The following is an 18,962-nucleotide window of genomic DNA, read 5'->3' as shown; positions in this document are numbered from 1 at the left end:
ATAAAGATAAATGATGATTGATAGATAATCATTTATCGCTTATCAATTATCATTTATAATTATATGAGAATAGACATCATAAGTGTACTCCCTGAACTGATGGAAAGCCCTTTCCAAACCTCAATCCTGAAAAGAGCAATGGAAAAAGGACTTGCAGAAGTGCATTTTCACAATATACGAGACTGGAGCACCAGCAAACACCGCAAAGTAGATGATGAACCTTACGGTGGCGGCGCAGGAATGATAATGACTGTGGAACCTTTGGACCTTTGTATTTCTGAACTGAAATCCCAAAGAGACTACGACGAAATCATCTATCTCACACCAGAAGGCGAAACCTTGAATCAAAGAATTGCCAATACACTTTCTATCAAAAAAAATCTAATTTTTCTTTGTGGACATTATAAAGGCGTTGACCAACGTGTTCGTGACCTTCATATCACAAAAGAAATTTCCATCGGCGATTATGTTTTGACAGGCGGAGAATTGGCGGCCTGCGTTTTGGCAGATTCCGTAATTCGACTTTTGCCTGGCGTTTTGAATGACGAGCAAAGTGCATTGACAGACAGTTTTCAGGACAATCTACTTTCGCCACCAATCTACACAAGACCAGAAACTTACAAAGGATTATCTGTCCCGAAAATCTTATTAAGTGGCAATACATCAGCTATTGAGGATTGGTTGCACGATGAAGCGGTGAGAGTGACGAAGGAAAGGCGACCTGACCTTTTGGAGTAAATCCTTTTCATCAAACTAAAAAAACTTAACCAAATTCAAAAAACAAATGAGACATTTTTTCAAACTGCCTTTCTTTGTTGTGGCTTTTTTATTAATTAATTTTAATTCTCAAGCTCAACAAAAAGACAATTCTTCTTTAAAATCCATCTCCCAAAGTCGTATAAAAATTTATTCTAAAGCTTACGGAAACAGAAAAAATCCAGCGATTATTTTTGTTCACGGCGGACCGAGAGGAAATTCCACACTTTTTGAAGGAACCACTGCTCAAAACTTGGCCGACAAAGGTTTTTACGTTATTGTCTATGACAGACGTGGCGAAGGACGTTCTATAGACTCAACTGCAACTTTTACTTTTCAGGAAGCGAATAATGATTTGAATGAGCTGTACAAAACCCACAACATCGGCAAAGCAAATATCATCGCTCATAGTTTTGGAGGTTTGGTTTCAACAATTTTCACAGAACAAAATCCTGAAAAAGTATCATCATTAATTTTAGCCGGCGCATTATTTTCTCAGCAAGAAACTTACGACCATATTTTAAATTCAACCAGAAAAAATTATCAAAAAACTAAAGACAGTTTGATGCTTTCTAAAATTTCGGGAATAGAAAAACTTCCGAAAAACTCTGCTGAATACAGAAAAGAAGTTTATGAAGTGGCGAGTAAAAATAATTATTTTAAAATGCCGTTTCCAACAGCAGATGCCAATCAACTTCGGGAAGAGTATGAAGCGAGCGAATTTGGAAAAAATAATATCCGAAATGATAATGCACCCATTTTATTCTATCAAAATGAAAGCAGAAATAATATTGACACAAAACCAATTCTGAAAAAATTGAAAAAGAAGATAAAAATATTTGCAATCTACGGACAACAAGACCATATTTTTTCCGTCAAACAATTGGATGATATGGAGAAGATTGTAACAAAAAATAATTTCAAAATCATTGATAATTGTTCTCATTATTTGTTTGTCGACCAACAGCAAGTATTTCTTGAATCGATTGAAAAATGGCTGAAATAAAATTTTCTAATTACCATAAACCTTAATTTAAAAACATCAATGAAAAACTTTTTCAAACTGGCTTCGGTTGCTATTATTACGTTATTCACTTCCTGTAATTCATCGGCTCAACAGAAAAACGATTATTCAGCACAAATTGACAGCTTAATAAAAAACATTAATCCAAGAACTTTCAACGGCGTGGTTTTAATTCAACAAAACGGGAAGGAAAAATATGCGAAAGCTTTTGGCAATGTTGATTTCAACAAGAAAAAACCTTTGAAAACCACTGATAAATTTTCGACAATGTCCATCGCAAAGCAGATTACAGCGACATTGATTTTGCAGGAAGTGGAAAAAGGAACGATTGATTTACACGTACCAATTCGAAAATATTTACCGGATTTCAAATATTCTTGGGCAGATAGCATTACTGTTCATCATTTGCTGAATCACACTTCGGGACTTTACAGCGATGATTTGAAACCGAATTTGAAATTGAAAACTGGAACGGAATTCAGTTATTCTAATGTTGGATATTCTGTCGCAGGGTTGGTTTTGGAAAAGCAAAGCGGGAAAAGTTATAAGGAATTGGTGACGGCATTGTTCAAAAAATGCAAGATGAATGACAGTTTTTATCCTAATGAGACCAACAGCAAATTTCTGGTAAAAGGTCATACCATCAGAAAAGACGGAAGTTTTAAACTGAATGAAAAATCAGGCTTTGATACTTCTTACTATTTTGGAAGTCATCTGATTGTAACTGCCCCAGACTTAGCCAAATGGAACGAATGTCTGCACAACGGCAAACTCTTGAAACCGGAAACTTATAAATTGATGACCAATTATTCCACAACCGCAACGCATCAACTTTTCGGCAAAAATCCGATTGGTTATGGATACGGTTTGAGAATCAATGACAAAGCTGACATTAATGAAATCGGGCACACAGGTTTTCATCCAGGTGAAGGTTTTACGGCGGTCAATTTATATTATCCTAAGACCAAAACGAGCGTTATCGTAATGGAAAATGTGGCGAATGAAAATTTTGATATTGCTTATTATTTCGAGCAGGAAATCAGAAAGATTGTGATGGATTCTAAACTTTTGAATTAATATCCGATGAAAAAATTAATATTAATTCTCAGTCTTTCTCTTTTCTCGGTTCAATCGTTTGCTCAAAACTTAGTTGAACTTCGGAAAGAACTTAATCAAATCATCTCAACAAAGAATGCAACGGTCGGAATTTCATTAAAAGGAATCGAAAACAAAGACACGTTAAGCATCAATGGAAATATGAATATGCCAATGATGAGCGTGTTCAAATTCCATATTGCCTTGGCAGTTTTGAATGAAGTGGACAGAGGAAAACTTGCTTTGAATCAGAAAATTTTTATTAAAAAAGAAGATTTGAAGGAAGATACTTGGAGCCCAATCCGTGAGGAATTTCCCAATGGAAATATGGATTTGACCTTAGACCAATTGTTGCGCTACACCGTTTCTCACAGCGATAATAACGGTTGCGATATTCTTTTGGAATTGATTGGCGGAACAGAAACGGTTCAGAAATTCATTAATAAAAACGGCATCAAGGATTTTACAATCAAAATGAATGAAGACCAAATGCGGACTTGGGAAAATCTCTACATCAACACCACAACGCCGATTGCCACGACAAAATTGTTAGAGAAATTCTACAACGGAAAAGTTTTGAAAAAAACCACTACAAAATACCTTTACCAAATAATGGTCGAATGTTCCCGAGGCACAACCTGGATGAAAGCCGGACTTCCCGCAGGAACCGAATTGGCGCACAGAACAGGAATTTCCGGAACTAATGATAAAAACCTTCGCGTTTCAATGAACGATATAGGAATCATTAAACTTCCGAATGGAAAACATTTTATCCTTTCCATTTATCTGAAAAACATTACCGAATCAAGGGAAGACACGGAGAAAATCATCGCAGATATTACAAGAGCGACTTGGAATTATTTTATCAAGAAATAAACAGCGTTGGTTTTGGAATAATTTATGATTTTCATAGTTGAAATATACCTTTCTAAATATTTTTAGAGAGGTTTTTTATTTGTTTTATTAATTATTATCTTTATTCAAAATTGGATTTATGCAGAAGACGGTTTACGATAAAAGTGAGTTGCGCAATTTTGTGAATGACAGCATTTCGGGGAAAGTGAAAACGCTTGAGTTTTACCTCAATTTCTCTCTGGAAGCCAGCCGAGACATCAAGAAAACTTCAAAATACGATTCGATAAGAGAGGAAATTCAGGAGGAAATTTATCTTTTGGACAAGCAAATGGTTTCGTTGAAAAATATGCAACGCGAAATGCGAAGAGTTCTGAACTCCGTTTCCGACAAAGTGAAACTCGGTTCATTGGTCATCACAAACAAAGCACGTTTTTATATTTCGGTTTCTTTGGGGGAATTTTTCTTTCAAGGCGACCGTTTCTACGCCATCTCGCCAGAAAGTCCAATGGCACAAACGATGATGGGAATGCAAGCAGGCGATTCTTTTGTCCTCAATAAAATCGGGCAGGAAATTATAGAGATTTTCTAAAAAATTCCCCTCCTCTGGAGGGGTGGCGAAAATTTGAAAAATTTTTTACGGGCTGGTTAATACTTGACTCTTTTTACTTTATTCTTGTTTCTTTCCTCTTTGCTCTTTTATCTTTCTTCCCGTATCTTTGAACTATGGAAAACGCTAAAATTTTAAAAAACATCATAGAAGAGCGCAGAAGCATCTTCCCAAAAGATTACACCGACAAAGAAATCTCACAACATATTCTTGACGAAATCCTAAGCAACGCCGTCCTTGCTCCAAATCATAAGCACACAAAACCTTGGCGTTTCAAAACTTTCAAAGGCGAGGAAAAACAAAAATTGGGATTGGAACTTCAAAACATTTATAAAAATTCGACGGCGGAAGCTCAGTTTTTGCAGAAGAAATATGATGATATTGGATTCAAAATCTCGAAAGCAAATGTTGTTATTTCAATCGTTGTCAACTTCAGCGGATTGGTTCCGGATTGGGAGGAAGTATCAGCTGTTTCTATGGCGGTTCAGAATATGTATTTGACCTGCACGGCAAATAATATCGGCTGTTACTGGAGCTCCCCAAAAATCGTTGAACAACTGAAAGACTCTTTGACCATCGAAGAAAACCAACAATGTTTGGGATTGTTTTATATGGGAAGTTTAGAATAATTTTTATTGATTGTTTATAAAATTATCAATGCAAAAAGTTTCAATATTCTGGTTTCGGCGTGACCTTCGTTTGGAAGACAACAAAGGTTTGTCCGAGGCTTTGAATTCCGGCGAGAAAGTGATTCCGATTTTTATTTTCGATAAAGAAATCTTGGGTCAGCTTGAAGATAAATACGATCGAAGAGTCGATTATATTCATCAGGCTTTAGAAAAAATAAATCTAGAACTGAAGGAATCCGAAAGCAATCTTCTGACTTTCCACGGAAAACCTATGGATATTTTCCAACAATTGCAGAAAGATTATGATTTACAATCCGTCTATTGCAATCGGGATTATGAACTGTCAGCCATCAAAAGAGATGAGAAAATAAGGGAATTTCTTAATTCAAAAAAGATTGATTTTCGTGATTTCAAAGACCAAGTGATTTTTGACAAAAATGAAGTTGCTAAAGATAACGGCGAGCCTTACACAGTTTACACGCCTTTCTCCAACAAATGGAAAAAACTTCTGACTGAAAAAGATTACGCTTCGGTTAAAATTGATAAAACCCATTTTCTTAAACTACCTTCGAAGAAAATATTAAGTCTGAAAGAAATCGGATTTGAGAAAACAGATTTTGATTTTGAAGAACCTAAGTTGGAATCAAAAATCATTAATAATTATGATGAAACACGTGATTTTCCAGCACAAAATGGAACCACAAATCTGGGAATTGCACTTCGATTTGGAACAATCTCAGTTCGAAAGTGTGTGAAATTTGCCCTTAGTCACAACGAAACCTGGCTGAATGAATTGATTTGGCGGGAATTCTTTATGCAAATCCTTTTTCATTTTCCGAAAGTGGTCAATTATTGTTTCAAAGAGAAATATGAAAATATCCCGTGGCGAAACAACGAATCCGAATTTGAAAAATGGTGCAACGGCGAAACTGGCTATCCAATCGTAGATGCCGGAATGCGCCAACTGAACCAAACCGGACGAATGCACAACCGAATCCGAATGGTGGTCGCAAGTTTTCTCACAAAACATCTTCTGATAGATTGGCGTTGGGGCGAAGCTTATTTCGCTAAAAAACTTTTGGATTATGATTTATCAGCCAACAACGGAAACTGGCAATGGGCAGCAGGTTGCGGTTGCGATGCGGCGCCATATTTCCGGGTTTTCAATCCGGATGAGCAAACGAAGAAGTTTGATAAGGATTTGAAATATATTCGAAAATGGAATCCTGATTTTGAAAAGGATGTTATTGAAAATAGAATCGTGGAGCATAAATTTGCTAGGGAAAGGGCTTTGGAGACTTATAAGAAAGCTTTAAACGGATGTTTTTAACCACAAAAGACGCAAAAGTTTTTAACACTTAAGTTGATGATAAGATTTGTGAGGTAGTGCAGTTAAGTACACATAAGTTCTGAAATCTTCGTTTTTTTTGATTTAATCATTTTATTAGAATTTTTGATAACTATCTAAATTTTGACAAATCTTGATTGGATGACAAAACCCATAGCCCTGATTGCAGTGGAAATCCCACAGTAAGCGATGGGAAAAGCAAGGCGCGAGGAATTGCAACGGAAAGCAGGTTCCCGGCTCCAAAGATTCAACGTCTTATTTGTTCAAAATTCGAGGTTTGAAAAACTTCTGACATCTGACTTCCAACTTCTGACAAAAATTTTTGTAACCAAAAAATTTTATTATCTTTGCACACTTAATATTTAACCGGGACGTGTTCCCAAAATTTTTAAACATATGTCAGTAAAAATCAGATTACAAAGACACGGGTCTAAAGGGAAACCTTTCTTCCACATCGTAGTTGCAGATGCAAGAGCTAGAAGAGATGGTAGATTCATCGAGAAACTAGGAACTTACAACCCAATTACAAACCCAGCAACTATCGACTTGAACGTTGATTCTGCTGTTAAATGGTTGAACAACGGTGCTCAGCCAACTGACACTGCAAGAGCTATCCTTTCTTACAAAGGTGCTTTGTACAAAAAACACCTTCAAGGTGGTGTTGCTAAAGGTGCTTTTGACGAGGCTGAAGCTGAGAAGAGATTCGCTGCTTGGGTTGATGCAAAAGATGCTAAAGTACAAGGTAAAGTAGAAGGTTTATCTACAGCAAAATCTGACGCTAAAAAAGCGGCTTTGGAAGCTGAGGCTAAAGTAAACCAAGCAAGAATTGATGCTGCTGCGAAAGCTGAAGCTGATGCAAAAGCTGCTGAAGAGGCTGCTAACGCGCCTGCTGAAGAAGTTGCAACAGAAGAAGTTGCGACTGAAGAGCCAACTGCTGAAGCAGAAGGGACTGAAGAAACTCAGGCTTAATTCTTTACAAAAGATACAATCTCAAAGACACGATAATCTCGTGTCTTTGTTGTTTAATAAAATTTACCACCGGAAATAATGAAAAAAGAAGACTGCTATTTTTTAGGAACCATTACCAGAACACACGGCCTACAAGGCAACGTGATCCTAAAACTGGATACAGACCAACCTGAAATGTATGATAAACTGACATCGATTTTTTTAGATATCAATGGTTTGTTGGTTCCTTTCTTTGTGGAAAAACAATCTTGGTCCAGAGGCGATACTAAAATCATTACTTTCAAAAATTCTTCCGAAGCATTGGTGAATCAATCGATTGGAAAAGGTGTTTATCTTCCGCTTTCTACGCTTCCGCCGTTGACGGGGAAAAAATTCTATTATCACGAGGTTGTTGGTTTTGAAATCCGTGAAGAGGATGGGAAATCTTGTGGAAATATCGTTTCCATCAATGACCAGACTGCTCAAAATTATTTCATCCTTAATCTTGCCGGAAAAGAAATCATCATTCCACTAATCAGAGATTGGATTCTACAAGTGAACCGTGAGGAGAAATTCATCAAAATGTTTTTGCCAGAAGGCTTGATGGATGTTTTCTTGGTTCCTTCTAAAAAGGATGAGTAATTTTTAAAAATCTGTTATAGATTTTCTCTGTATTTCTATTTTCTGATACATCCTGTTGAAAAACAGTTTCCTATCACGATTTCCGGCCGTGTTCAGAGATTTGCAATTTTTGATTTGATGTTCAAAATAGTTCATCGTTTCTTTGCAAGTTTTGGAATCATTCATTAACAGATAACCAAACATATTGCACGGAATTGCTAAGGTAGATTGTTGACCATTATTAACAAAAATATCATTGGAAAGATGAACCAATTCGTTTTGATAAATTTGAAAACGAGGATTAGTTTCCGTTTTATTTTCGATGTAACGAATCAAATCATCCAGTTCTGAAAGTATGTTTACAGCATCTTCTTTTTTGAGAAGTCCAATTTCAAAATAGAACGAAATCTGCAAAAGAATGCTGGAAATCGTCATATCATTCCATAATTCTATTACATTTTGTTCTTCGTAAATCTCTCTCAGAATTTTTGTTTTTGAATCAAATTGTGGTGGCTGAAAATCCTGAAACGGGATAAAAACCTGTTTAGAATTCAGAAGATTCATCCAAACATAAATTTTGAATCTTGACAAAAGCGTATCCGAAACCGTATAAAAAAACGGAATATCCTTCGCCGAATAATAAATCACAGAATCTTCTGAAAATTGAATTGAACTTAAAATATCCAAAGTATTATCAAAAAACGAATGCAAATCTTCCGTTTTACTAACGGCTTTCGTCTTCTTTACCAAAAGATTGTCGCTATTTTCAAGAAATCTATCTAAAGAAATATTATAAAACTTCGCAAGCTGTAAACTTTCTTCTAGAGAAAATTTAGACTTCATCGATGTTCTTCTGTGCGCAGCATCATAACTAATGTTGAGGACATTCGCTAATTCATCATTCAGAGATTTGTCTCCGATTTTGTTTCTGATTTCTTTCAATAAAAGTTCCTGATACATCTTTTGCGATTTTCACAAATTTAGAAAAAATATTAATTCTTTTCCGCATTGAGAAGGTGGAGTTTCGAATATAATTTTACATCATCATTAAAAGATATAATTATGAAAACGCAATTATTAGGACTCGCCATTCTTCTGACAACGCTCACTTCCTGCGTCAGCTTTGACAGAAAATTAATCAAAAACGATTTGACAAATATTTCCGAAAACAACGGGAAATCAATCGAAGGAAAGTATAAATTCAAAGGTTACGACAACTCAAGTTCATTATTATCAAAACCTGTAGAATCCATCGGAATTGCCAGAATGTTGGATTTGAAAAATCAAGATTTGGAAGATTGCGATTTTTTGGAAATTAAATCTAAAAAAAATGGACAGCAAACTCTACGAATTGGAATTGACATTATTCAAAAATGATTCTGTAAAACATTCTTACAAGCTGAACGCCACTTTGAAAAACGGAATCTTGACCTTGAAAAACCGAACGACAAAATGCACCGGAATCCCTTACTTTCTTGGTGGATGCGAAGTTTCCCAATCCAGAATCGGTTTGACGGCAGATAACAATCTCGTGATTCACAGCTACAACGACAACAACGGTTCTTTCCTTTTTCTTATGTGGGCCGGCAGAACGATTAATTACGCAGAGAAATTCAACCGTATTCAATAATATTTAAAACATTAATTATGAAAAAATTACCATACATTCTCATCGCGACAAGATTTCTACTTGCGCCAATCATATTTCTGCTGGCTTATTTTGAAATTGAAAATTCTCGGAATTTAATTTTTATATTAATGTACTTCGGATTGTTCACCGATATTCTTGATGGCATCATCGCTCGAAAAGTCGGTGTTTCATCAGAAAAACTAAGACGATTGGACAGCCAAACCGATTTGGTTTTTTGGTTATCAATCGGTTTCGCCACTTATTTTCTGAATCCCGAAATCATCCAAGAACATTGGAAAAATATCGCTTTGATTTTCGTAATGGAAGCTTTATGCTACATCGTCAGTCTTTGGAAATTCGGGAAGGAAACTTGCACGCACGCTTGGCTTTCCAAACTTTGGGGATTGAGTTTACTCATCGCTTTCACTTCTCTCATTGGATTTTCTGAGGCTGGCTGGGCATTTTATCTCTGCGTGATTTTGGGTTTTATCTCGCATTTGGATGTTATTTTGATTATTTTAATTTTACCGAAATGGCAATATGATGTTCCAAGTTCCTATCACGCCTGGAAAATCCGAAACGGAAAAATGTTGAAAAAATCTGTTTTGTTGAATTAAAAATTTCAAATAATTGAGAATTTTAATCATTAATTTTCAATCTAACATCTAAAGTCCAATATCTAATATCTATTTACAACGTTTTTTCGTAAATTTGCACTCACTAATTTTTGATAATGAAACGACAGACAATTAAAGACCTATTAGCAGATTACAAAAAAGTATTACATCACGACATTACCGTTCAAGGTTGGGTTCGGGCTTTCCGTTCCAATCGTTTTATCGCGCTAAATGATGGTTCTACGATTAATAATTTGCAAATCGTGGTTGATTTTGAAAGTTTTGATGAGGAAACCATCAAGAAAATCAATACGGCTTCGTCTTTGAAAATTGTAGGTGAAGTGGTGGAAAGCCAAGGCGCTGGACAAACCGTGGAAATCATTGCAAAAAAAATCACGATTCTGGGCGACAATTTCTTTGAGGAATTGCAATCCACGATTCTTCAGCCAAAGAAACACAGTTTGGAGAAATTGCGTGAGCAGGCACATTTGAGATTCAGAACTAATGTTTTTGGAGCGGTTTTCAGAATCCGTCACTCGGTGAGTTTTGCGATTCACTCGTTCTTCAATCAAAATCAATTTTTCTACATCAACACGCCGGTTATCACTGGAGCTGATGCAGAAGGCGCTGGAGAAATGTTTGGCGTTACAAATTTTGACCTTAATAATATGCCTAAAACCGAAGAAGGAGACATCGATTTTTCTCAAGACTTTTTCGGAAAGAAAACCAACTTGACAGTTTCAGGACAATTGGAAGGTGAAACTGCAGCGATGGGATTGGGAAGAATTTACACTTTCGGACCGACTTTCCGTGCAGAAAATTCTAATACGACGCGTCACCTTGCTGAGTTTTGGATGATTGAGCCAGAAGTTGCGTTCAACAATCTTGAAAATAATATTGACCTTGCAGAGGATTTCTTGAAATATGTGATTCAGTACGTTTTGGACAATTGCAAAGATGATTTGGAGTTCCTTGACAAGCGTTTCGAAGAAGAGCAAAAAGGAAAACCTGAAAAAGACAGAGCTAAAGAAGGCTTGATTGAAAAACTCACTAACGTGGTTGCGAAGCGTTTCAAGAGAGTTTCTTATACGGAAGCGATTGAGATTTTATTAAACTCAAAAGAAAATAAAAAAGGCAAATTCCAATATCCGATTGAGAAATGGGGAACCGATTTGCAGTCTGAGCACGAGAGATATTTGGTAGAGAAACACTTCGAAACACCAGTTGTCCTCTTCGATTATCCGAAAGAAATCAAGGCCTTCTATATGAAACTGAATGACGACGGAAAAACAGTTGCCGCAATGGACGTTCTTTTCCCAGGAATTGGCGAAATCATCGGTGGTTCTGAGAGAGAAGCGAGACACGATGTTCTTCTAGAGAAAATGAAAGACTTCGGTGTTGACGAACACGAGCTTTGGTGGTATCTTGACACTAGAAAATTCGGTTCTGTTCCGCACGCTGGATTTGGTTTAGGATTGGAAAGATTGGTACTTTTCGTAACTGGAATGACGAACATCAGAGATGTGATTCCTTTCCCGAGAACACCTAAAAATGCAGAATTCTAAGCATTAATTAAATATAAAAAAGCAAATTCCTTCAGTTTTAATTGAAGGAATTTTTTATTAACTTTACTTAAATTTTAAAAATGAGCACCATCACTTTACATAACGAGTCAGAAAATCAATTAAAATTAATTGAAGCGCTTCTGAAGGAATTGAATATAAAATTTGAGGTTTCAAAAAAAGAAAAGTTAACAGATTGGCAGAGAAAACAATTGCAAGAAGGCATTGAACAAGCCAATCAAGGTGAATTCTTCACTGAGGATGAAGCTGAAAAAATTCTTGATAAATGTTTCAAATAAAATGGACGAAAAAAGCTTTGCTAGATTTAGCAGAAACTTTAAAATATTGGAATATTCATAATTCATCCGAAACTTTTTCGAAAAAATTAAGACTTGAAGTCAAGAAAAAACAATTAGAGCTATCTGAAAATCCTAAAATTGGAATAAAGACTGCCTTTGATGAAATATATAAAATTAAAATCCTTAAATATTATTCATTATTCTTCAGATTTCAAAATGATAAAATCGAAATTTTAGCCTTTTGGGACAACAGAAGAAACCCAGATAATCTTGAACTATAAATACAGTATTTCGTATATCCCATTCATATCGAGTGGGATTTTTCATTTCAGAAGACCTCTAAAAAATTAAAATTCCATACTTTTGAAAGTATTAAAATAAATCTCAATGAAAAAGATCAGTATTTACGTGATGACGATTGCTGCAACATTCTACTTAGAATCTTGCTCCACATCACAAAAAACTACAGCAGAACAACCAAAAACAGAATCAGAAGTTCCGAAAACCATTAAAGAAGAAGGACTCAACCTTTCTTATATGGACACAAGTGTAAGACCTCAAGATGATTTCTATAATTATGTAAACGGTGGCTGGATGAAAACCGCGGTAATTCCTTCGGACAAACCAAGTTGGGGCTCATTCAATGCTTTGAGGGAAGATGTGGATGTTGCGTCATTGGATATTTTGAATAAAGTACTTTCAGAAAAATTCGATTCTAATTCCGAAGGCGAAAAAATCCAAGCGCTATATGGCACTTTCATCGATTGGAACAAGAGAAACGCAGAAGGGATTACTCCAATCAAATCTCAACTGACAAAAATCGATGCGATTAAAAATGTAAAAGATTTGCAGAACTATCTTATCGAAGCTACTCCTTCCGGCGACAATCCTTTTTACGGATGGAGAGTTGGCGCAGATATGAAAAACTCTGTAATGAACGCTGTTTATCTTGGCGGACCAAGTTTAGGCTTGGGTAAAGATTATTATCAAAAAGCCAACGAAGCCAACACCAAAACATTAGCCGAATATAAAAATTACGTTGCCAAGCTACAAACAGTTCTTGGAAGCAAAACTCCAGATGCGACAGCTCAGCAAATTGTTGATTTTGAGAAAAAACTAGCTCAGGATCTTTTGACTTTGGAACAAGGTCGTGATGCGAATTTGCGATACAATCCTAAAACTGTTGCGGAACTAAAACCATTGGTAAAAAATGTTAATCTTCCTGACTATCTTAAAACAGTTGGTGCCAATACTGACAAAGTTATCATTGGGGAATTAAAATATTACCAAAATATGGATTCTTGGATGACGGATAAAAACATCGGTCTGATTAAAGAATATATGAAATATGACCTTTTGAACAGCAATGCGGGAAATCTTGATCAGAATCTGGATAACATTCGTTTTGATTTTTATTCCAAATATCTGCAAGGCCAGCAAGAGCAACGTTCTATGGAAAAACGCGGACTTGGTTTGGTAAATGGTGTTCTTGGTGAAGCTTTTGGAAAACTTTATGTAGAGAAAAATTTCTCACCAGAAGCGAAACAAAAGATGGAAACTTATGTAGATTACATCAAGAAAGCTTTCAAAGTTCATATAGAAAATCTGGAATGGATGTCTCCGGTAACGAGAGAAAAAGCTTTGGAAAAGTTATCAAAATTCAAAGTGAAGATCGCCTATCCGGACAAATGGAAAGATTATTCTAAATTAAATTTACAATTAGCTTCCAACAATGGAACTTATTACAACAATCTCGAGAAAATCTCTGAGTGGAGTTACGCAAAAAACCTTGACAAAATAGGAAAACCAGTAGATAAAACGGAATGGGGAATGTCACCACAAACGGTGAACGCTTATTACAGCTCATCTAATAATGAAATTGTTTTCCCAGCGGCCATCTTGCAACCGCCGTTTTTCAATTTCAATGCAGATCCTGCAGTTAACTTTGGAGGAATTGGTGGCGTTATCGGTCACGAGATTTCTCACGGATTTGATGACAGCGGTTCTAGATTTGACGGAGACGGAAACTTAAACAATTGGTGGACAGAAAGTGACAGAAAAAACTTCGACGAAAAAGTTGGACAATTGGCATCGCAATATGATAAATATGAACCAGTGACAGGAAGTTTCGTAAATGGAAAATTTACCAGCGGAGAAAACATTGGAGATTTAGGCGGAATTAATGTCGCTTACACAGCGCTACAAATGTATTTGAAAGACCACGGAAATCCAGGAAAAATAAGCGATTTGACTCAAGATCAAAGATTCTTTATGAGTTGGGCAACGGTTTGGAGAACCAAATCCACAGATAAATATATGACCAATCAAGTAAAAACAGATCCGCATTCGCCGGGTTATTACAGAAGTTTTGGACCATTGGTGAATATGGATTCTTTCCAAAAAGCCTTTGATGTTAAACCCGGAGACAAACTATATGTAGCTCCGGAAAAGAGAATCAAAATCTGGTAATAAAACAAAAAAAACCTTCAGAACATTCTGAAGGTTTTTTTGTTAACTTTTATTAACTCATCAAAAATCGTGCTAAACTTGTTGTTTTTTGAAAATAAATTTCTAACTTCGTAAAAGTTAATCATTATTGATAAACGTCAAAAATTATGCTAAAGCAAAATCTACAAATGCGACTCGGGCAAAAGCTCGCTCCTCAACAGATTCAACTGATGAAACTCATACAGCTTCATACTTTGGAATTTGAAGAAGAACTTGAACGTGAACTAGAAGAAAACCCAGCTTTAGAAAAGGTTGCGGACGAAAATTCTGAGGAAGAATATTCCAAAGCGGACGAAGAGTACGAAAGCGAAGGGAGCGAAAGCATAGAAACAGATTTTGATGTTGATGAATATCTTTACGATGATGAGCCAAGCTACAAAACCGCTTCCAGCAACTATTCTGCAGACGACGAAGATTTTGACAACCAATCACTTTTAACAGAAGGACAAACACTTTATGATTATCTTTTGGAGCAAATTCGTCTGTCAAGCGTAGATGAAGAAGATTTGAAAATTTGCGAATACGTTATCGGAAACCTCGACACAGACGGCTATTTGAGAAGAGATATTAAATCTATTGTTGATGATTTAGCTTTTTCACAAGGCATTTACACCACGATAGAAAAAGTGACCGACATTCTTGAAAATTATGTTCAAAAATTAGATCCACCAGGCGTTGGCGCGCGAGATTTAAGAGAATGTCTTTTGCTTCAAATCGAGAAAAAAGTAAGTTCAGATCAAACTGTTATTTTAGCAGGCAACATTTTAAGAAATCAATTTGACGCCCTTGCGAATAAGCATTATAACAAGATTCTTCAGAAATACGACATAGAAGAAGAAGATTTGAAAGATGCTTTGGATGAAATCTCCAGATTATCTCCAAAAGTTGGCGGAAACTTTGATACTCAAACGATTACAATCAACCAAGAGATCATTCCAGATTTTATGATCCAAGTGAAGGACAATCAAGTGATTCCGACTTTAAATAATAAAAATGCGCCTTCCCTTCGAGTTTCTGATGAGTACAAAGAAATCTTAACAACTTACTCTCACGATAAGAAATCTGCTGAACACAAGCAAGCTGCCCTTTTCATCAAACAAAAACTGGATGCAGCAAAATGGTACATCGATGCTATTAATCAAAGACAAAACACATTGTTGCAAACCATTACAGCGATTGTGAAACTTCAGAAAGATTATTTCATTTCTGGCGATGAGAAAAACATCAGACCAATGATCTTGAAAGATGTTGCCGACATTACCGGTTTTGATATTTCTACAATCTCCAGAGTGGTAAAAAGCAAATATGCCGACACGCCAAACGGAATTGTTTATTTGAAAAATTTGTTCTCAGATTCATTAACAAACGATGACGGCGAGGAAGTTTCCACAAAAGAAATCAAACAACATTTACAGGAAGCGATTGGCAAAGAAAACAAGAGAAAACCTTACACAGACGATGCTCTTGTAGGAATCTTGAAAGAAAAAGGCTACAACATCGCCAGAAGAACGATTGCAAAATACAGAGAACAATTGAACATCCCAGTCGCAAGATTGAGAAAAGAGTTATAAAACAAAGCCTCGGAATTATTTTTCGAGGTTTTTTATTAATATTTAATACAGAATGATTATTAAAGTAGAAATATTGTTAACATTCTATTAAAGTTATTTAGAAAGATTACAAACTGTATTTTTCTGACATTTCTCAATGTTAAGTCAGTCAACATTTTTCTAAATTTGTGAAAATTCAAAATAACAATAGAATTATGGCAGGGATTACGTCTTCTATAGGCAGAAAATATGCTATGGCAATTTCAGCAATGTTTTTGCTGATTTTTTTGGTGATGCACTTATCCACCAACATGATTTCCATTTTTAGCGAGGATGCGTTCAACGCGGCTTCACATTTTATGGGATACAATCCGGCGGTTCAGTTTCTGATGCAACCGATTTTGATTTTCGCAGTCGTTTTCCATTTTGTGATGGGATTCGTTTTGGAAATCAGAAACAACAGCGCAAGACCTGTGAAGTACGCAATGAACCAAGGTTCTGCAAACTCCACTTGGATGTCCAGAAATATGATTATTTCGGGCGCTGTGATCTTAGCATTTATTGCCTTGCACTTTTACGATTTTTGGTTTCCAGAGATCAGCTACAAGTACATCCAAGGTAACAATCCAGATGAGATGAGATATTGGGAAGAGTTGCATCACAAGTTTCACGATTTGTGGAGAGTTGTGCTTTATGTAGTGGCTTTCGTTTTGTTAGGTTTGCACTTGGCGCACGGCTTCCAGTCTTCTTTCCAATCTGTTGGAGCTAGACATCCAAAGTACACGCCTGCTATCAAAGCATTCGGAAATTGGTATTCTATCATCATTCCACTTGGATTTATCATCATCGCTGTTTATCATTTCGTTACTCAATAATCATAAAATAAATTATGGGTTTAGATTCAAAAATTCCTCACGGTCCACTTAAGGATAAATGGAAAAATCATAAAGATCATATGAACTTGGTTGCTCCAAACAACCGAGACAAAATAGATATCATAATTGTTGGAACAGGATTGGCCGGTGGCTCTGCTGCTGCGACTCTTGCCGAGCAAGGATACAATGTAAAGGCATTCTGCTATCAGGATTCTCCAAGAAGAGCACACTCTATTGCTGCTCAAGGTGGTATCAATGCTGCTAAGAATTATCAAGGTGATGGGGATTCAACTTACAGATTGTTCTACGATACGATCAAAGGTGGAGATTACCGTGCAAGAGAAGCTAACGTTTACAGATTAGCGGAAGTTTCTGCAAACATCATTGATCAATGTGTTGCTCAAGGTGTTCCTTTCGGACGTGAGTACGGCGGACAATTAGATAACCGTTCATTTGGTGGCGTTCAGGTAAAAAGAACTTTCTATGCAAAGGGACAAACTGGACAACAGTTATTATTAGGAGCATATTCTGCAATGAGCCGTCAAATCGGTAAAGGTAGAATTCAGATGTTCAACCGTCACGAGATGCTAGACTTAGTAATCGTTGATGGAAAAGCAAGAGGAATCATCGCAAGAAATCTTGTAACTGGAGAAATTGAAAAACATTCTGCTCACGCTGTTGTAATTGCTTCTGGAGGTTATGGAAATGTCTATTTCCTTTCAACAAACGCAATGGGTTCAAACGTTTCTGCAGCTTGGAAAATTCATAAAAAAGGAGCGTATTTCGCAAATCCTTGTTATGTTCAGATTCACCCGACTTGTATTCCTGTTCACGGAACTCAGCAGTCCAAATTAACTTTAATGTCAGAATCTCTAAGAAACTCAGGAAGAATCTGGGTTCCTAAAAATATTGAAGATTCTGTTGCCATCAGAGAAGGAAAATTGAGACCAGAAAATATCGCAGAAGAAAACAGAGATTATTATCTTGAAAGAAGATATCCTGCATTTGGAAACTTGGTTCCAAGAGACGTTGCTTCCAGAGCTGGAAAAGAAAGATGTGACGCAGGTTACGGAATCGAAAACAATGATACGAAAGAAGGCGTTTACCTAGATTTCTCAACAGAAATTATGAAAAAAGGTAGAGAAGCCGCTATCGAAAAAAATATTCACAATCCATCCGAGCAACAGATTTATGATCTTGGTAAAAAGTGGATCGAGGAAAAATACGGTAACTTATTCGTAATGTATGAGAAAATCACTGCTGATGATCCTTACACAACGCCAATGAAGATTTATCCTGCCGTTCACTACACGATGGGTGGCGTTTGGGTAGATTACAATTTGCAATCTACAATTCCTGGATGTTTCGTTGTTGGAGAAGCTAACTTCTCAGACCACGGAGCAAACAGACTTGGAGCTTCTGCTTTGATGCAAGGTTTGGCAGACGGATATTTCGTTTTACCTTACACCATTGCAGATTATCTTTCTGCTGATATTAGAACTGGAAAAATCTCAACAGAAACTCCGGAATTCAACGAGGCTGAAAAAGAAATCAAGGATAAAATCAATTTCTTCTTGACGAATAAAGGAACACATACGGTAGATCATTTCCACAAACAATTGGGTCACATTATGTGGAACAAAGTTGGGATGGGAAGAACTCCTGAAGGACTAAGAGAAGCTATCAAAGAAATCGAAGAAGTAAGAAACAACTTCTGGAAAGATGTAAGAGTTCCTGGTGACGCAGACAATTTGAATCCTGAATTGGAAAAAGCTTTCAGAGTTGCTGATTTCTTGGAATTAGGACAATTGATGGCAATTGATGCACTAAACAGAAATGAATCTTGTGGAGGACATTTCCGTGAAGACCACGCAACACCGGAAGGTGAAGCGGAACGTGACGATGTGAATTTCAAATACGTTGCTGCGTGGGAATATAAAGGGATGGACATCAACCAATCTGTGGTTCACAAGGAAGATTTGGTGTACGAAAACATCGAAGTTAAAGCAAGAAGTTACAAATAATCTCCATTCAAAAA

General features: G+C 36.4%; 20 protein-coding genes. 19 read left to right on the top strand and 1 reads right to left on the bottom strand.

Annotated elements, in window-relative coordinates:
• Positions 1–63 precede the first annotated feature (63 nt).
• The 9 genes from trmD (at position 64) to rimM (ending at position 7,904) form a co-directional block, all read left to right on the top strand.
• Entirely contained in the window at positions 64–738 is a 675-nt protein-coding gene (gene trmD, locus B0I22_RS12855; protein ID WP_133945499.1) for a tRNA (guanosine(37)-N1)-methyltransferase TrmD, read from the top strand.
• A gap of 46 nt (positions 739–784) precedes the next feature.
• Entirely contained in the window at positions 785–1,762 is a 978-nt protein-coding gene (locus B0I22_RS12850) for an alpha/beta hydrolase (protein WP_133945497.1), read from the top strand.
• Between the two features lie 39 nt (positions 1,763–1,801).
• Positions 1,802–2,857, top strand: a complete 1,056-nt coding sequence (locus B0I22_RS12845) for a serine hydrolase domain-containing protein (protein WP_133945495.1) — start codon at positions 1,802–1,804, stop codon at positions 2,855–2,857.
• 6 nt (positions 2,858–2,863) lie between these two features.
• Complete coding sequence (bla, locus tag B0I22_RS12840; protein WP_133945493.1) at positions 2,864–3,751, top strand: class A beta-lactamase, subclass A2; 888 nt, start codon at positions 2,864–2,866, stop codon at positions 3,749–3,751.
• Between the two features lie 118 nt (positions 3,752–3,869).
• The gene (locus B0I22_RS12835; protein ID WP_133945492.1) at positions 3,870–4,319 is read left to right on the top strand and encodes a hypothetical protein; all 450 of its coding nucleotides are present in this window, start codon (positions 3,870–3,872) and stop codon (positions 4,317–4,319) included.
• Positions 4,320–4,453: 134 nt separating this feature from the next.
• The gene (locus tag B0I22_RS12830; protein WP_133945490.1) at positions 4,454–4,966 is read left to right on the top strand and encodes a nitroreductase family protein; all 513 of its coding nucleotides are present in this window, start codon (positions 4,454–4,456) and stop codon (positions 4,964–4,966) included.
• Positions 4,967–4,994: 28 nt separating this feature from the next.
• The gene (locus B0I22_RS12825; protein ID WP_133945488.1) at positions 4,995–6,296 is read left to right on the top strand and encodes a cryptochrome/photolyase family protein; all 1,302 of its coding nucleotides are present in this window, start codon (positions 4,995–4,997) and stop codon (positions 6,294–6,296) included.
• A gap of 414 nt (positions 6,297–6,710) precedes the next feature.
• On the top strand, positions 6,711–7,283 hold the full coding sequence (locus B0I22_RS12820) for a 30S ribosomal protein S16 (protein WP_133945486.1): 573 nt from the start codon (positions 6,711–6,713) through the stop codon (positions 7,281–7,283).
• A gap of 78 nt (positions 7,284–7,361) precedes the next feature.
• Entirely contained in the window at positions 7,362–7,904 is a 543-nt protein-coding gene (gene rimM, locus B0I22_RS12815; protein ID WP_133945484.1) for a ribosome maturation factor RimM, read from the top strand.
• Positions 7,905–7,907: 3 nt separating this feature from the next.
• Here the strand turns inward: rimM and B0I22_RS12810 are convergent, their stop codons facing one another.
• Positions 7,908–8,843, bottom strand: a complete 936-nt coding sequence (locus B0I22_RS12810; RefSeq protein WP_133945482.1) for an XRE family transcriptional regulator — start codon at positions 8,841–8,843, stop codon at positions 7,908–7,910.
• A 102-nt stretch (positions 8,844–8,945) separates the two neighbouring features.
• Between B0I22_RS12810 and B0I22_RS16375 the strand changes: the two genes are divergently transcribed.
• The 10 genes from B0I22_RS16375 to B0I22_RS12765 all read left to right on the top strand — a co-directional run bounded on the left by B0I22_RS16375 (position 8,946) and on the right by B0I22_RS12765 (position 18,948).
• Entirely contained in the window at positions 8,946–9,260 is a 315-nt protein-coding gene (locus B0I22_RS16375; RefSeq protein ID WP_246022237.1) for a hypothetical protein, read from the top strand.
• Positions 9,214–9,513 (top strand): hypothetical protein, encoded by a 300-nt coding sequence (locus tag B0I22_RS16370; protein WP_246022235.1) that lies wholly within the window; start codon positions 9,214–9,216, stop codon positions 9,511–9,513. The genes B0I22_RS16375 and B0I22_RS16370 overlap by 47 nt, the downstream gene beginning before the upstream one ends.
• A gap of 17 nt (positions 9,514–9,530) precedes the next feature.
• Complete coding sequence (locus B0I22_RS12800; RefSeq protein WP_133945481.1) at positions 9,531–10,130, top strand: CDP-alcohol phosphatidyltransferase family protein; 600 nt, start codon at positions 9,531–9,533, stop codon at positions 10,128–10,130.
• Positions 10,131–10,246: 116 nt separating this feature from the next.
• Positions 10,247–11,695 carry an asparagine--tRNA ligase gene (gene asnS, locus B0I22_RS12795; protein WP_133945479.1) on the top strand — a complete coding sequence of 483 codons (1,449 nt, stop codon included), beginning with the start codon at positions 10,247–10,249 and terminating at the stop codon, positions 11,693–11,695.
• Between the two features lie 80 nt (positions 11,696–11,775).
• The gene (locus tag B0I22_RS12790; RefSeq protein ID WP_133945477.1) at positions 11,776–11,991 is read left to right on the top strand and encodes a DUF2683 family protein; all 216 of its coding nucleotides are present in this window, start codon (positions 11,776–11,778) and stop codon (positions 11,989–11,991) included.
• A complete protein-coding gene (locus B0I22_RS12785; RefSeq protein ID WP_133945475.1) occupies positions 11,979–12,272 on the top strand; it encodes a type II toxin-antitoxin system RelE/ParE family toxin in 294 nt (97 codons plus the stop codon). The genes B0I22_RS12790 and B0I22_RS12785 overlap by 13 nt, the downstream gene beginning before the upstream one ends.
• A gap of 106 nt (positions 12,273–12,378) precedes the next feature.
• Entirely contained in the window at positions 12,379–14,460 is a 2,082-nt protein-coding gene (locus tag B0I22_RS12780) for a M13 family metallopeptidase (RefSeq protein WP_133945473.1), read from the top strand.
• Positions 14,461–14,606: 146 nt separating this feature from the next.
• The gene (gene rpoN, locus B0I22_RS12775) at positions 14,607–16,070 is read left to right on the top strand and encodes an RNA polymerase factor sigma-54 (protein ID WP_133945472.1); all 1,464 of its coding nucleotides are present in this window, start codon (positions 14,607–14,609) and stop codon (positions 16,068–16,070) included.
• Positions 16,071–16,264: 194 nt separating this feature from the next.
• Complete coding sequence (locus B0I22_RS12770) at positions 16,265–16,924, top strand: succinate dehydrogenase cytochrome b subunit (RefSeq protein WP_133945470.1); 660 nt, start codon at positions 16,265–16,267, stop codon at positions 16,922–16,924.
• 14 nt (positions 16,925–16,938) lie between these two features.
• The gene (locus B0I22_RS12765; RefSeq protein ID WP_425459597.1) at positions 16,939–18,948 is read left to right on the top strand and encodes a fumarate reductase/succinate dehydrogenase flavoprotein subunit; all 2,010 of its coding nucleotides are present in this window, start codon (positions 16,939–16,941) and stop codon (positions 18,946–18,948) included.
• Positions 18,949–18,962 lie beyond the last annotated feature (14 nt).

Origin of the sequence: Epilithonimonas xixisoli (assembly GCF_004365655.1) — a bacterium.
GTDB classification, from domain to species: Bacteria; Bacteroidota; Bacteroidia; order Flavobacteriales; family Weeksellaceae; genus Epilithonimonas; species Epilithonimonas xixisoli.
This window is presented reverse-complemented; position numbering and strand designations above follow the sequence as displayed.